At 42.8% G+C, this 12,906-nt stretch carries 15 protein-coding genes; 10 read left to right on the plus strand and 5 right to left on the minus strand.

The window, feature by feature from the left end; genetic code table 11:
- Positions 1-206: 206 nt before the first annotated feature.
- The 4 genes from V7K30_RS29330 to V7K30_RS29340 all read left to right on the plus strand — a co-directional run bounded on the left by V7K30_RS29330 (position 207) and on the right by V7K30_RS29340 (position 1,642).
- Positions 207-437: a hypothetical protein gene (locus V7K30_RS29330; RefSeq protein ID WP_335005396.1), complete on the plus strand. Its 231-nt coding sequence runs from the start codon at positions 207-209 to the stop codon at positions 435-437.
- Positions 434-697: a ParE family toxin-like protein gene (locus V7K30_RS34450; RefSeq protein ID WP_442941118.1), complete on the plus strand. Its 264-nt coding sequence runs from the start codon at positions 434-436 to the stop codon at positions 695-697. The genes V7K30_RS29330 and V7K30_RS34450 overlap by 4 nt, the downstream gene beginning before the upstream one ends.
- Before the next feature lie 97 nt (positions 698-794).
- Positions 795-1,355 carry a hypothetical protein gene (locus V7K30_RS29335; RefSeq protein WP_335005398.1) on the plus strand — a complete coding sequence of 187 codons (561 nt, stop codon included), beginning with the start codon at positions 795-797 and terminating at the stop codon, positions 1,353-1,355.
- Between the two features lie 89 nt (positions 1,356-1,444).
- Complete coding sequence (locus V7K30_RS29340) at positions 1,445-1,642, plus strand: hypothetical protein (RefSeq protein ID WP_335005400.1); 198 nt, start codon at positions 1,445-1,447, stop codon at positions 1,640-1,642.
- A 7-nt stretch (positions 1,643-1,649) separates the two neighbouring features.
- Here V7K30_RS29340 and V7K30_RS29345 read toward each other — a convergent pair whose 3' ends face one another.
- From V7K30_RS29345 to V7K30_RS29365, 5 genes are all read right to left on the minus strand, one after another.
- A complete protein-coding gene (locus V7K30_RS29345) occupies positions 1,650-1,835 on the minus strand; it encodes a type II toxin-antitoxin system HicA family toxin (protein WP_193918417.1) in 186 nt (61 codons plus the stop codon).
- Complete coding sequence (locus tag V7K30_RS29350) at positions 1,832-2,023, minus strand: type II toxin-antitoxin system HicB family antitoxin (protein WP_335005402.1); 192 nt, start codon at positions 2,021-2,023, stop codon at positions 1,832-1,834. Before V7K30_RS29350 ends, V7K30_RS29345 begins: the two co-directional genes overlap by 4 nt.
- A 119-nt stretch (positions 2,024-2,142) precedes the next feature.
- On the minus strand, positions 2,143-4,245 hold the full coding sequence (locus tag V7K30_RS29355; RefSeq protein ID WP_335005404.1) for an NAD(P)H-quinone oxidoreductase subunit 5: 2,103 nt from the start codon (positions 4,243-4,245) through the stop codon (positions 2,143-2,145).
- A 199-nt stretch (positions 4,246-4,444) separates the two neighbouring features.
- Complete coding sequence (locus V7K30_RS29360) at positions 4,445-4,831, minus strand: thioredoxin family protein (protein WP_335005405.1); 387 nt, start codon at positions 4,829-4,831, stop codon at positions 4,445-4,447.
- Positions 4,832-5,245: 414 nt separating this feature from the next.
- Positions 5,246-5,968 carry an NnrU family protein gene (locus V7K30_RS29365; RefSeq protein ID WP_335005407.1) on the minus strand — a complete coding sequence of 241 codons (723 nt, stop codon included), beginning with the start codon at positions 5,966-5,968 and terminating at the stop codon, positions 5,246-5,248.
- Positions 5,969-6,180: 212 nt separating this feature from the next.
- Between V7K30_RS29365 and V7K30_RS29370 the strand changes: the two genes are divergently transcribed.
- The 6 genes from V7K30_RS29370 to V7K30_RS29395 all read left to right on the plus strand — a co-directional run bounded on the left by V7K30_RS29370 (position 6,181) and on the right by V7K30_RS29395 (position 12,820).
- On the plus strand, positions 6,181-7,194 hold the full coding sequence (locus tag V7K30_RS29370) for a LysR family transcriptional regulator (RefSeq protein WP_335005409.1): 1,014 nt from the start codon (positions 6,181-6,183) through the stop codon (positions 7,192-7,194).
- A 458-nt stretch (positions 7,195-7,652) separates the two neighbouring features.
- Positions 7,653-9,056, plus strand: coding sequence for a protein kinase domain-containing protein (locus V7K30_RS29375; RefSeq protein WP_335005411.1), 1,404 nt, complete (start codon positions 7,653-7,655; stop codon positions 9,054-9,056).
- A gap of 25 nt (positions 9,057-9,081) precedes the next feature.
- A complete protein-coding gene (locus V7K30_RS29380) occupies positions 9,082-10,125 on the plus strand; it encodes a phosphate ABC transporter substrate-binding protein (protein ID WP_335005413.1) in 1,044 nt (347 codons plus the stop codon).
- A 65-nt stretch (positions 10,126-10,190) separates the two neighbouring features.
- Complete coding sequence (locus tag V7K30_RS29385; protein ID WP_335005415.1) at positions 10,191-11,591, plus strand: ABC transporter substrate-binding protein; 1,401 nt, start codon at positions 10,191-10,193, stop codon at positions 11,589-11,591.
- A 388-nt stretch (positions 11,592-11,979) separates the two neighbouring features.
- Entirely contained in the window at positions 11,980-12,189 is a 210-nt protein-coding gene (locus V7K30_RS29390; protein WP_335005417.1) for a hypothetical protein, read from the plus strand.
- The gene (locus V7K30_RS29395; protein WP_335005419.1) at positions 12,173-12,820 is read left to right on the plus strand and encodes a PEP-CTERM sorting domain-containing protein; all 648 of its coding nucleotides are present in this window, start codon (positions 12,173-12,175) and stop codon (positions 12,818-12,820) included. The genes V7K30_RS29390 and V7K30_RS29395 overlap by 17 nt, the downstream gene beginning before the upstream one ends.
- The last annotated feature ends 86 nt before the right edge of the window (positions 12,821-12,906 follow it).

A 12,906-nucleotide genomic window follows, 5' to 3' on the forward strand; every position in this document is an offset into this window, starting at 1 on the left:
CTCTACGCGTAGCCCAACCCATCGCTCAAAATACACGATGCTGTTTGGTGGTTGTTGAGAAAAGCCTGACAGGAGAACTAACCATAATAATAATCGCACAAATTGAAAGCCATTTTCCCCGCTTTAGAGCTTTGGGACTACAGTAGGCGATTTGATTGAGTTTTTTAGTAAAATAGACAGGGAAAGTTGATAAAGGAAATTCTATTATGTCATCTCCAGCGATCGCTACTGTAATTAAGATGATGGAATCTTTATCTGAAGATGTGCAAGAAAGAGTTGCAGAACATCTCCGAGAGTACCTAGAAGATTTGCAAGATGAATTGAAATGGGATAAATCATTTAAGAAAACTCAACAACAACTGATTGCATCTGCCCAATCCGCTAAAAGAGAGATTGCAGAAGGACTTGCAAAACCAATGAACTATGAAAATTTATGAAATCTGCAACCCTTCCTTGTTTTTGGGATAAATATCAGTCCCTTGACAAGCAAGTTAGACAGAGTGCAAGAAAAGCTTATCACTTATGGAGAGAAAATCCTTTTCATCCGTCTTTGCATTTCAAATGTATAAATAACGATGACAATATTTGGTCTGTCAGAATAACTCGCAATTATCGAGCAATTGGGGTTTCGGAGGGTGACACAGTTACATGGTTATGGATAGGTAGTCATGACGATTATGAGAGCTTTTTTTCATAACGCGATCGCTCTTTTATTTAACACTTGTAATAAAATTCCATATTTTAAATATTTAGTAGTTTTTTTTGATCCTGAAAATCCTTAAAGAGCAATTGCTATGACGAAGAAGTGGATTCTGTATAGTAAAGAAGATAGGCAAGTTAAATGGCCTACTTGCATTAATAAGTTGTCGCCTGTTAAAAATAAACATCCACTAGAGGGAGAATCGCTCGCCAAACTAAGAGAGGCACACACTTGGATGGATACATTCGATGAAATTATCCTTTCAATTCGGTCAGTTTCAATTCTAGGAAAATGTAGTACGGCAGAATACTTAGAATGTCCAAACATACCTGATCATCATAGAGAAAATGCTAGGTTTTATTATAGAGAGCATCCATCAAAGTATTTCGATAAGATTGGACAGTATTACTGGGTAGATTTTGATATTATTACTTCAGATAAATTGACAATGAAATTACGAATGGTTGTCAATGGAGGTGACGCTGATTGTAATGATGGTTATTGGGGAGAAGTTTGGCAGCGCAATACGGGAAAGCCTGTTGCACAAATATTGAGTACTGGTGACATGGAAACGACAGTGCAAACCAGTTCAAGTGAATTGGGCAAGCTTGTGGATTTTATAATCGAAATCGTACTGTTTTGCTCTTGGCGTTGATATCGATATAATCAAAGTCTCCGGTCTAACATAACCTCTGAGACAGACGAGAATTTGCTACTATCAAGGCAGCTAATTTGAAGATGCTTATGACCCTGGCAATTGTGGCTGAAACTGATCCTCTGAAAGCAAATGAGGATGGTATGATTCTTATGGGCAAAACCAGCGTGACATTGGATACTGTGGTTGCGGTCTTTAAGCAAGGCGCGACAGCAGAGGAAATTGTGATACTCCCAATCAAGTCAAAAGTTCACCCTAAAAAAGCCGCTTTCAAAGGTCGGCTCTAACCTAGTGTTAGCCAGCTTCATCACTAAGCATCTTAATAATATGTTTTGCAAGTTGCTCTTTTATTTCTCTATGTCTGGGAACAGCTTGAGAAATTTTTGTTATTGGATTCTGATACCAATCATGTTTGCCACCATGACGAACGAAGATACAACCCATCTCTTCAAGCTTACTGATTAAATCTCTTCGTTTCATGAAACTTCAAGTTCTGCAACTCTACGAATATTTTGGATATTTCCACTTGTTAATTCACTATAAATATCGACTAGATTTTCTTTTAGTTCCTCTTCGGTTTCACCCTGAGTCCAATAGTCAGGATATTCTTCGAGATAACCTAACCACATATCATCATCTTGCCAGTAAATGTATTTCTTCTTTGTCATGTGCCTATTCGCTGCCTTTTTCTAAACTATCGAATTACTGAACTATCCGTCAAAAAAAAGAGTCTAAATTAGACTCTTAAAAAAACTTAGGGGCGGACATTCGCCCACCCCGATTAAAATCAGGTAACACCAAAGACAATCACTAAGCCCAAAACTGCCCCAAATACAATCAAGGCATAGAATTGAGCGCGACCATTTTCTAGGTACTTCAGACCTTCACCACTAACAAGGGTGAAAAAGCCTGTGAGGTTAACAGCACCATCAACAACGCGGAAGTCAACTTCCATAACTTGTCTAGCTAGGCGACGCAAGCCGAGGACAAAAACCCGATGGTAAATGTCATCAAAGTACCACTTGTTAAGGGATAACTCGTAAAGTGGTTGGATTTGAGCTGCGATCGCCGCCGGGTCAATCTTACCTCGCAAATACATCAGCGAAGCTAAGGTAATCGCAATCAAAGAAATTCCCACTGAGGCACCCGCCATGATGTAGAATTCCGTCGGATTGAACTCGGAAGCTTTTTCTATAACTTCGGTGAGGGTTTCGCTAGGAGGAAAGATAAACTCTTCAAAATAATTGGCGTAGGGAGTTCCCACCAAACCAATCAAAATCGAAGGCACAGCCAACAGTGCCAACGGCAGCGTCATTGTCCACGGCGACTCATGGGGGGAGTCGCTGTGATGCCCGTGGGAGTCATGGGAGTCATGATGCTCACTAGTTGCCGCCAATTCTCCTTTCTTCATCGCCCCAGGCCCAAAATTCGGGGCTAGTTCTTCTGACTCTAATTCCAGGACAATTGTCGCCGCAGCCTTCTTGAGTTTTTGCTTGATTTTCTCGTCATTACCCCGGAATTCGCCTTCAAATGTCGAGAAATACATTCTAAACATATAGAAAGCAGTAATCCCGGCAGTTAGCCAGCCAATCAACCAGAGAAATGGGTTAGCCTCAAAAGCCTTCCCCAGAATTTCATCTTTTGACCAGAAGCCAGCAAAGGGGGGAATACCAGAAATTGCCAAGCAACCAATCAAAAAGGTAATTGATGTGACGGGCATATACTTTCGCAGTCCGCCCATCAGCCGCATATCTTGCGCTAAGGCGGGGTCGTGACCAACGACACCTTCCATGCCGTGAATTACTGAACCTGAACCCAAAAACAGCATCGCCTTGAAATAGGCGTGGGTCATCAAGTGGAATAGTCCAGCACTGTAGGAACCTATTCCCATTGCCATCACCATGTAACCAAGTTGGGAAATGGTGGAGTAAGCCAAGCCCTTTTTGATGTCGTTTTGGGTAATAGCAATGGTTGCCCCCAAAAACGCCGTAAACGCCCCAGTAAAGGCAATGACGTTCATTGCAACTGGGACGTGTTCAAATACTGGGTACATCCGGGCAATTAGGAAAACACCCGCCGCCACCATCGTTGCCGCGTGAATTAAGGCAGAAATGGGGGTGGGGCCTTCCATTGCATCTGGTAGCCAGACGTGGAGGGGGAATTGGGCTGATTTAGCAACTGGCCCCAAGAAAACTAAAATCGCCAACAGGACAGCGAGAAAATTGCTGATAGAACCTGATTGCACGAGTTGGGCGAGGCGATCGCCCATGATATTAAAATCAAAGCTGCCTGTTGCCCAGAACAGCCCCAAAATGCCGAGTAACAGACCAAAGTCGCCCACGCGGTTAGTCACAAACGCTTTTTGAGCGGCATCGGCTGCTGACTTGCGATCGTACCAAAAACCGACCAGCAAGTAGGAACACATCCCGACCAGTTCCCAGAATATATAAACCTGTACTAGGTTGGGGCTGACCACCAGACCTAACATTGAGGAGCCAAACAAACTGAGATAGGCGTAAAACCTCACATAACCGGGATCGTGAGCCATGTAGCCATCGGTGTAAACCATGACTAAGCAGGCTACCGTTGTGACAATCACCAGCATTAGGGCTGTCAGGTGGTCAATAGTGTAGCCCATGCTCAGGTGAAAATTACCTGCTGCTGCCCACTCAAAGGTGCGGATATAAGGCGCGTGTCCTTGAATTTGACTCCACAACAAGGCAAACGACAGCCCCATAGCTGCTGCCATCATGGAGATAATCACCACAGCGTTAAGCTGCCGTAGGCGGTTTGTCACCTGATTCAACGAGATTAACCCTAGACCGACCAGCATTGCCCCAAAAAGAGGGAACACCGGAATCAGCCAGGCATACTGATAGATTACTTCCATCACTGACGCCTACTTTTAGAATTCTTGATTAGCGTGTCGGAACTGTTAATAATTGTGACACACACCCTTTAGGATAAAATAACCCACCCAATGACCTTTGGGTGGGGTGTTAAGCATGGTTTTAGATTTGCCGAGAATAGCTCTGAGTAGTGAGTGCCCAGTCGTGAGTAATAATTAAACTCACGACTGGGCAATCTCTTTAGGCTGACCGACACTCTAAATCCACTGTTTTTGAACTCTTGTAGATTTTCGGGCAATTGCTGTAGCTGGCTTTAATGTGTTCTAAAGCTAGACGTAAATCTTCTCTGCCGCGAAAGCTTTCTAAGCGATGCCGAACATTGCCGTTTTCAATCAATAGTAAAGTTGGCAGTGACTTTAGCCTATAAGTAGTAGACAATTTAAAATTTTGATCGGCGTTAACCCCAACCAATTTAATTTCTTCCCCGCATTGGGCTTGAAATTGCAACAACAGTGGGTGGATAACCCGACACAAACCACACCAAGGTGCTTCAAAATTAACTAAAACAGGAATAGGAGATTCTAAAACTTCTTGAGTAAATGTCTGCTCACTAACCGACAAAACCATGACGCCTCTTGGATTATAAGGTTTTTATATCAAACTACCTATCAGTACTGAAGTGAAGATTGGCAAGTCAGTAACTACCGATAGATGCTTTCAGGAACCAAATCTCAGGACACAGAATAATTAGGCAAAGATTGAGGGCGTTGATGTGTCTCTGACAAAAAAGCCAGCGCTACTTTCACGGTGGCTTTTTTGGATCTTTAACTCCTGATTGCCGTCTCCACCTGGGAATTTGACTGAATTTGCCACTTACTCCCAAGGAAATACAACGGGACTTCAACTACCAATATAAAATCTCAAGCTGACTGAACGCACCCCACTGAATAGATGTTTGAATTTATCCTACATTGATTTGGGGGCAATTGATAAGCTGAAATTTCCATCTATTTGGGATTTTATGCTGACAGTGGGGATCGCCTAAATTTCCCATCTTATCCTACTAGTTGCTTCCTGCAACAGAGGGTGCGACCACCAAAGCAAAGCGATAAAAATGGCAACTCCCAAATAGGCAGGACGGAGAAATTCCTGCCATTTGAGAGATTGACGCCCGTCAATAATTGCTTTAAAGGGAATAATTGAAGTCCGCTGTTTGGCAATTTCAAAAGCTTCCCCATAGCGATGCAAGAGACGGCGATCCCCGTGCCAAACCCCAAACAAGTGATGCAACACCAATCCAATGGAAGTCACAAGTGTAAAGGTAGTACCTAGCCACAGAGTATGGGCAACACACCAAATTATTTGTCCCACCATCTGGGGATGACGGGTAATCCGAATAATTCCTGTTTCGTAAAGATGAACTTGGGGCTTTTGAATAGCAGCAACTTCTAGTAGATTGAAGGTAGCAGGATATAAAAACAAAAATGAGATTGCTGACAGTAACCAAACAAATTCTCGCACTCCTGGCACCCCTTGTACCTGCCAAAGTTGCAAACCATCATAGCGGTGCCCAAAAAAGTAAATAATTAATATCACAGCCAACGGTAGGCTGACTAATGCAAAGAGAATGCGATAAAGCCTTGGGCCAATATATTTTTCTGACCAAGGGCGCAAAGCAGCGCCTCCACTGTGAGCGATCGCAAAAACTATTTGCAACCCCAGTATGACAAAATGACTAGGTGTCAACCAAGAGATCAGCAGCATATACACGGATGAAGTAATTTAAATAAAATTGAATTCAGTACAACCAATACCACAAAGTATTCAAAAGGAGACTTTAGTCAAGATGTTGTGCTAATGTCTTTTTCGAGTCAAGCCTTCAAGTTTAATATGCAACAAATCATGTTTGGCTGATTGCTGCCAAAGCTAATTTGTTGCGTGCATCCGCTCCTTTAAAAGTTTGTGGGTTGAGCCTTATGTCTGACCTTCCTTTCACTTTAGATCAGTTACGTATTTTAAAAGCGATCGCCCAAGAAGGAAGCTTCAAGCGTGCCGCTGATAGTCTTTACGTTTCCCAACCTGCCGTGAGCTTGCAAGTTCAAAATCTCGAACGGCAGCTAGATGTCCCCTTATTCGACCGGGGAGGACGACGCGCCCAATTAACCGAAGCAGGCCATCTACTTCTAAGCTACGGTGAAAAAATCCTCAGCCTGTGTCAGGAAACCTGCCGGGCGATCGAGGATTTACAAAATCTCCAAGGCGGTACTTTGATTGTCGGTGCTTCTCAAACCACTGGCACTTATCTTTTGCCCAGGATGATCGGGATGTTTCGACAAAAATATCCAGATGTGGCAGTGCAATTACACGTCCACTCTACCCGACGAACTGCGTGGAGTGTCGCTAACGGACAAGTTGATCTGGCGATTATTGGCGGTGAAATTCCCGGTGAACTATCAGAATCTTTAGAAATTGTTCCTTACGCTGAAGATGAACTAGCGCTGATTTTACCTGTCTTTCATCCCTTTGCCAAACTTGAAAAAATCCACAAAGAAGACCTGTATAAATTACAATTCATTGCCCTAGATTCCCAATCGACTATCCGCAAAGTAATTGATCAAGTGCTAGCACGCTGTGAGATTGATACAAGGCGGTTGAGAGTTGAAATGGAACTAAATTCCATTGAAGCAATTAAAAATGCTGTGCAATCTGGTTTGGGGGCTGCCTTTGTCTCAACTAGCGCGATCGCTAAAGAGTTACAAATGGGTGTTCTGCACTGTGCCAACATTGAAGGCGTCGTCGTCAAACGGACACTGTGGCTGATTTTTAATCCTAATCGGTATAGATCCAAGGCCGCAGAAGCTTTTAGTCAAGAAATTTTGCCCCAGTTTGCAAACCCAGGATGGAATCAAGATGTGTTAACATTGGCACAAAAAAGCATGGTGGTAACTACATTGGATGCAGTGACCTCCAACTCCTCCGGCGAAGTCTAAAATCTGGTCATTAGTCTTTGAAGTTCTGTACCCTTCTCAACTCTTGGAGAGGCTGCGCCAAGGATACACTTTCAGCGAACGCGAAGGCGAACTAGACGCTCTCTACGAGACCAAGGCGTGGCTTGCTTCTTTGCAGGAGTACGCGGACTCGAAAAGGCTGCGCTATCGGCGGAAGTCGGCGCTCATACTTCTTTTTTTGTCATTTGCTTTTTGTTGTTTTGTAAATGACCAATGACCAAATAATTCGTAATCCCCTACTGTAAGGCTACGCCTACGTAATTCGTAATTATTACCTCATAGCTATTCGCACCGTGCGCCGTAGGCAAGCTAGGGGTTTGACATCAGGAAAAAAAGGTTCCTGTTATTCTTAAAGAAATTTAGTTTCTATGTAACCTGAATGAATTACGAATTACGAATTATCAATTACGAATTATTTTGACTAATGACTAATCAGAAAAATGGAAGTTTACTGTACTCGTCCACGTTGCCCACGCCCACAAAACTATTTTGCCGATTTAGATGATATTACGACGCTGAAAACAACGCAGCAAAAGTACTGTACTACCTGTGGTATGCCACTGATGCTAGATGGTCGATATGTACCCATGAAGCTGCTGGGAAGGGGGGGGTTTGGAGCAGCCTTTTTGGCACGCGATCGCCGAATACCAGGAATGCGTCAATGCGTAGTTAAGCAGTTTCAACCAGCAGGAAATTTAACCTCAACTCAACTGCAACAAGCACAGATAATGTTTGAGAGAGAAGCAGAAGTTTTAGCACAGCTTGGTAACGATCACGAGCAAATTCCTGACTTGTTTGCCTTCTTTCCAGTGATAGTTAAGAGCTTGCAGCTAGGACAGGAAGACCAATTTTTTTACTTGGTACAAGAATACATTAATGGGCAAAACTTAGAGGAAGAATTAGTTCAAAATGGCAAATTCTCTGAACAGCAAGTGTTGGAGGTGCTGCAAGAAATCCTGAAGGTGCTAAAGTTTGTCCATGAGAGAGGCATTATCCACAGAGACATCAAACCCTCTAACATCATGCGCCGTCGTGATGGTAAACTTTTTTTACTAGATTTTGGCGCAGTTAAGCAAGTAACAAACGCTGCGCTTGGTTCTGCTGCTTCTTCCACAGGAATTTATTCTATGGGATTTGCACCACCTGAGCAGATGACTGGAGGTCAAGTATTCCCATCTACAGACTTATACGCTTTAGCTGTAACTCTTATTACCTTGTTGACAAATCAGGAAGCAGTTCAACTATTTGATGCCTATAGTAACCAGTGGAAATGGCGATCGCAAGTCAGTGTCAACCCTCGCCTTGCTGATATTTTAGACAAGATGCTGCTACCTGCTGCTAATCAGCGCTTCCAGTCAGCCCAGGAGGTTTTAGATGCACTTAACTCACAGGCGGCTCAAGCCCCTACACAACTTAATTCGCCTTCTGTAACACTTCCGCCACAACCAGCCAAAGGTTCTAGTCCCGTCGTCCCCCGCCGTCCACCAACTCAACCAGCGTTTTCTACAGTGGAATTATTAGGTGGGGCGGCATTTAGTGGGTTTGAGGGGGCATTGATAGTGATCGCCCTCTTCAGTTTAGTAAAATTACCAATAGCTACTTTCACTGTTGCATGTGTGATTTTAGGTATACTAATTTTTGCCCAAACCAGGCGGTGGATTGAAAAGTTCGATTTATTAATTATTCCGACAATTAGTTTTGCGATTATTTTTTTTCTCCCCTTTTTACAAGGGGGGCTTGGGATTCAGGCAGTAGTTGTTTTAGCAGTTGCAGCAGCCTTAGTAGCCATTTCACTAACAGCCGTATTTCGACTTATTTATAAATTATTATCTCTGTTACTTTAAAAACTCCTGGTGCTAACAGCCACCTATGTCTCAGAAAAACGAAACACTTAGCCTTTTCTTAGCCGCTGTCATCACCATTGGCTTAATCTTTGGTGGCTTATGGTTTTTTATGGAACGGTGGGCGCAACTAAATGGAACTGTTGCTAAACCTTCGGGGACTGGCAACACAGATAATCCCATAAACCAGTTTCTCAGTAAATGTGACGTGCCCAACCTCCCTGAAGGGACATTCAACTATGGTGGTAGCACAACCTGGGCACCTATCCGTAAAGACGTAGACTCTGTACTGCAAAGCCAGTGCCCTCGATTTATTTTACGCTACACTCAACCACCGTCAGGTCAACCAGGATCTGGAACTGGCATTCGGATGTTGATAGATAATCAACTAGCTTTTTCTCAATCTTCTCGCTCAGTTAAAGCTGAAGAAAATACAGAAGCTAAACAAAAAGAATTTAGTTTGAAAGAAATTCCAGTGGCGATTGATGGTATTGCGATCGCAGTTAACCTCAATCTCAATGTCCCTGGTTTAACTGTCGCCCAACTCAAAGACATCTACACGGGCAAAATTACTAATTGGCAACAGGTGGGTGGGCCAAATTTACCAATTACAGTCTACTCTCGCACCAAAGAAGCTGGGGGTACAGTGGAATTCTTTGTCGAAAATATTTTAAATAAAGAAAATTTTGGTGCCAACGTTAGTTATGTTGGCACAACCACTGAAGCAGTACGAAAAGTAGCTGCCAGTCCTGGTGGAATTTACTATGCTTCTGCCCCAGAGGTTGTACCCCAGTGTATGATTAAATCCTTGCCACTAGGGCGCACAAGCGGTCAATTTGTGCCTCCTTACCAAGAACCCTTTGTACCTCCATCTGAATGTCCCAATAAACGTAATCACCTGAATAGTCAGGCGTTTCGTAGTGGAGACTATGCAATTACCCGCAATTTATTTGTAATTGTTAAACAGAATGGTCAAACAGATCAGCAAGCAGGCGTTGCTTATGCAAATTGGCTGCTGACACCTCAAGGTCAAGAGCTGATCGAAAAGGCTGGATTTGTCAGAATTAAATGATCAAAGCGGTTAAATTTAGCAAAATAATCAAATAATAAACATTTTTATTTTATTCAAATTTGTTCATGTCACAGAAGAATGAAACCACAATTTTAGCCTTGGCTCTGTTGCTGACAGTTGGAATAGTTGGCGGTGGTATGTGGTGGTTTACTAATGGCTCTGGGGTCAAAATTGGTAATACCATCATTCCAGGTTCGGAACCAGGCAGCAATCTATCCCTACAAAACCGGATTAGTTTTGGGGAAAAAACTTTGACTCCCGGTGACATTTCTCCAGTTAAAAAAGAGGGAGTAGAGGCGATCGCTGCTAAAAGTTATGATAAAGCGATCGCTAATTTCACAGCTGCCCTAAAACTCAACCGTAACGATCCAGAAGCATTAATCTTTCTTAACAATGCCCGCATCGGCTCTTCTAAAAGCTACACCATTGTGGCTTCTGTACCAATAGGCACTGACCCCAATGCTTCTTTAGAAATTTTACGTGGCATAGCCCAAGCCCAAAATCAAGTTAATAGCTCTGGAGGAGTCAAGGGAGTGCCGTTGAAGGTAGGGATAGCTAATGACGACGACAATCCAGAAATAGCCAAGCAAATCGCTTCCAACCTAGTCAGCAATTCAGAAGTATTAGGTGTAGTTGGTTCCACTACTAGCGATTCCACCTTAGCCGCAGGTACTATTTATACTTCTGGACAACTTGTAGCCATATCTCCTACCAGCACATCTGTAAAAATTTCTAACTTTAGCCACTACGTTTTTCGCACGGTTCCCAGTGATTTTATGGCTGCTAGAAGTTTAGCCAACTATATGGTGAGAACCTTGCATAAAAAAAATGCAGTGGTTTTCTTTAATTCTCAGAGTAACTATAGCCAGTCTTTAAAGTCTGAATTTGTTTCATCTGTTTCCCTAGAAGGTGGACAAGTATCCAGCGAATTTGATTTGTCCCAGGCGGATTTTAGTGCGGCTAAAAGTGGAGAACAAGCAACTAAGCAAGGTGCAGAAGTGTTGATGTTAGCTGCTAACACTGAAACTCTGGATAAAGCGCTGCAAGTAGTTCAGATTAACCAAAAGCGGTTAATTTTGCTGGCGGGAGATGATGTTTACACCGTCAAAACTTTAGAAATTGGCAGAGAACAAGCTACGGGGATGGTATTGGCAGTTCCCTGGCATATTGATAGCAATCCTAAGTCAGATTTTCCCCAGAAATCTCGGCAGTTATGGGGCGGTGATGTGAGTTGGCGAAGTGCCCTCAGCTATGATGCCACTGTCGCTCTGATTGAGGCATTAAAACGCAATCCCACACGATCGGGAGTCCAACAAGCACTAGCCTCCTCTGACTTTTCTGCCATCGGTGCTTCTGGTACAATTCGGTTTTTAGCATCAGGCGATCGCAATGCGCCAGTCCAACTTGTGAAAATCGTTCCCGGTTCTCGCTCTGGCACTGGTTATGACTTTGAACCAGTGCGATAACCTTCATGCAAAAGAAAACTGCTGTATCTGCAATACCTTCGCCAAAATTAGAGGGTTAGGGCGAGACAAAAAAGCTCAATCCCTTGGATTGTAATGGTTTCAGGCTTTTGAATTGGGCTTTAAACCTATATCCCGAAACCCGCATTGTGCGGGCGTTCTAAAAAATTGGCGAAGGTATTGATCTGCTATCCAGATTGGATGAATGCTTTTTTCTCACTTGTGAGAAATCGGAGTAATACTGCCATGACTATTTAATAAACTTTGCTATTCCTTAACTTGTTATTAATTTTCAGGTAACAAAATATAGAAGTGGAGATTTTTAGCAGCTGCTTAGGTAGTGCAATCTTGAGGTTTTCCCAAGTAAGTAACTGCCGAATCCAGAGAGCTAATGGACAACTGCTTTAATACTTTGTCCCTTGTGGGGAAAATCAAGAATAATTTGCGGCGATGGAGATTGTATCAAATTATGGGTGCAGTCATTTCTGACTTATGGATTTTTCTTTATACCTTCAAGCCTACCCATAGCAGTGTCTTCACTTTGGCATTATTTTTGGTGTGCAAAAAGCGCACTTCTCTAAACTATGGACAAAAATATTAAGAGCAAACTTATGCTGAGTGCAACACCTTTAAGAAGGTTATCGCAAGCAACTGCTACTGCAACGCTTGGTTTCGCTATGCTTGCAGCTATTGGTACAGATCCTGCCCAGGCTGTCAATTTGAAAACATTTAATATTTCCGGAAATTTTGCTCCTGCGGCTCTTGATGGTTCAGTAGGGCTACCTGTGAATTTAGCAAATGGTTCTTTTAATGGGACTTACACAGTAGATGTGGATCAATTACCCGCTTCTAGTTCTTTTGTAGATTTGACAAGTTGGACTGTCAACTTAGTTAATGAGAATACTGTTTTGCGAACATTATCCAACAGTTTGGCTGGCAATACAGCTTATATCCAAGAAAACATCCTTGCTTTTTCAGACGCAGGTTTATTGACAAATAAAAATAATAATTTGTACAGTTTTGAACTGGATTTTGATAGCAATTTCACAGGTACGAGTAGTACCAATGATGGGAAATTTTTGGACAACAGCGACCTTGGAAGTGTCCAAAGTTCGGGCATTACTGCCGTTACTTTCGCTAATAGTGAGCCTGTTCCTGAACCTCAAAATTTTGCTGGAATAGCAGTTGTTGCTACTATCGGTTTGTGGTTGAAAAGAAAGCAAAAAGCTTAAATAGCTGCATAACTTTGCTTCGGCTCAACGGGATTAAGTTTTTGTCAATTTCGGAACCAATAAAGTACGGCGTAACCAAAATAATT

Source organism: Nostoc sp., from assembly GCF_036917655.1.
In the GTDB taxonomy this organism is placed as follows: Bacteria; Cyanobacteriota; Cyanobacteriia; order Cyanobacteriales; family Nostocaceae; genus Nostoc.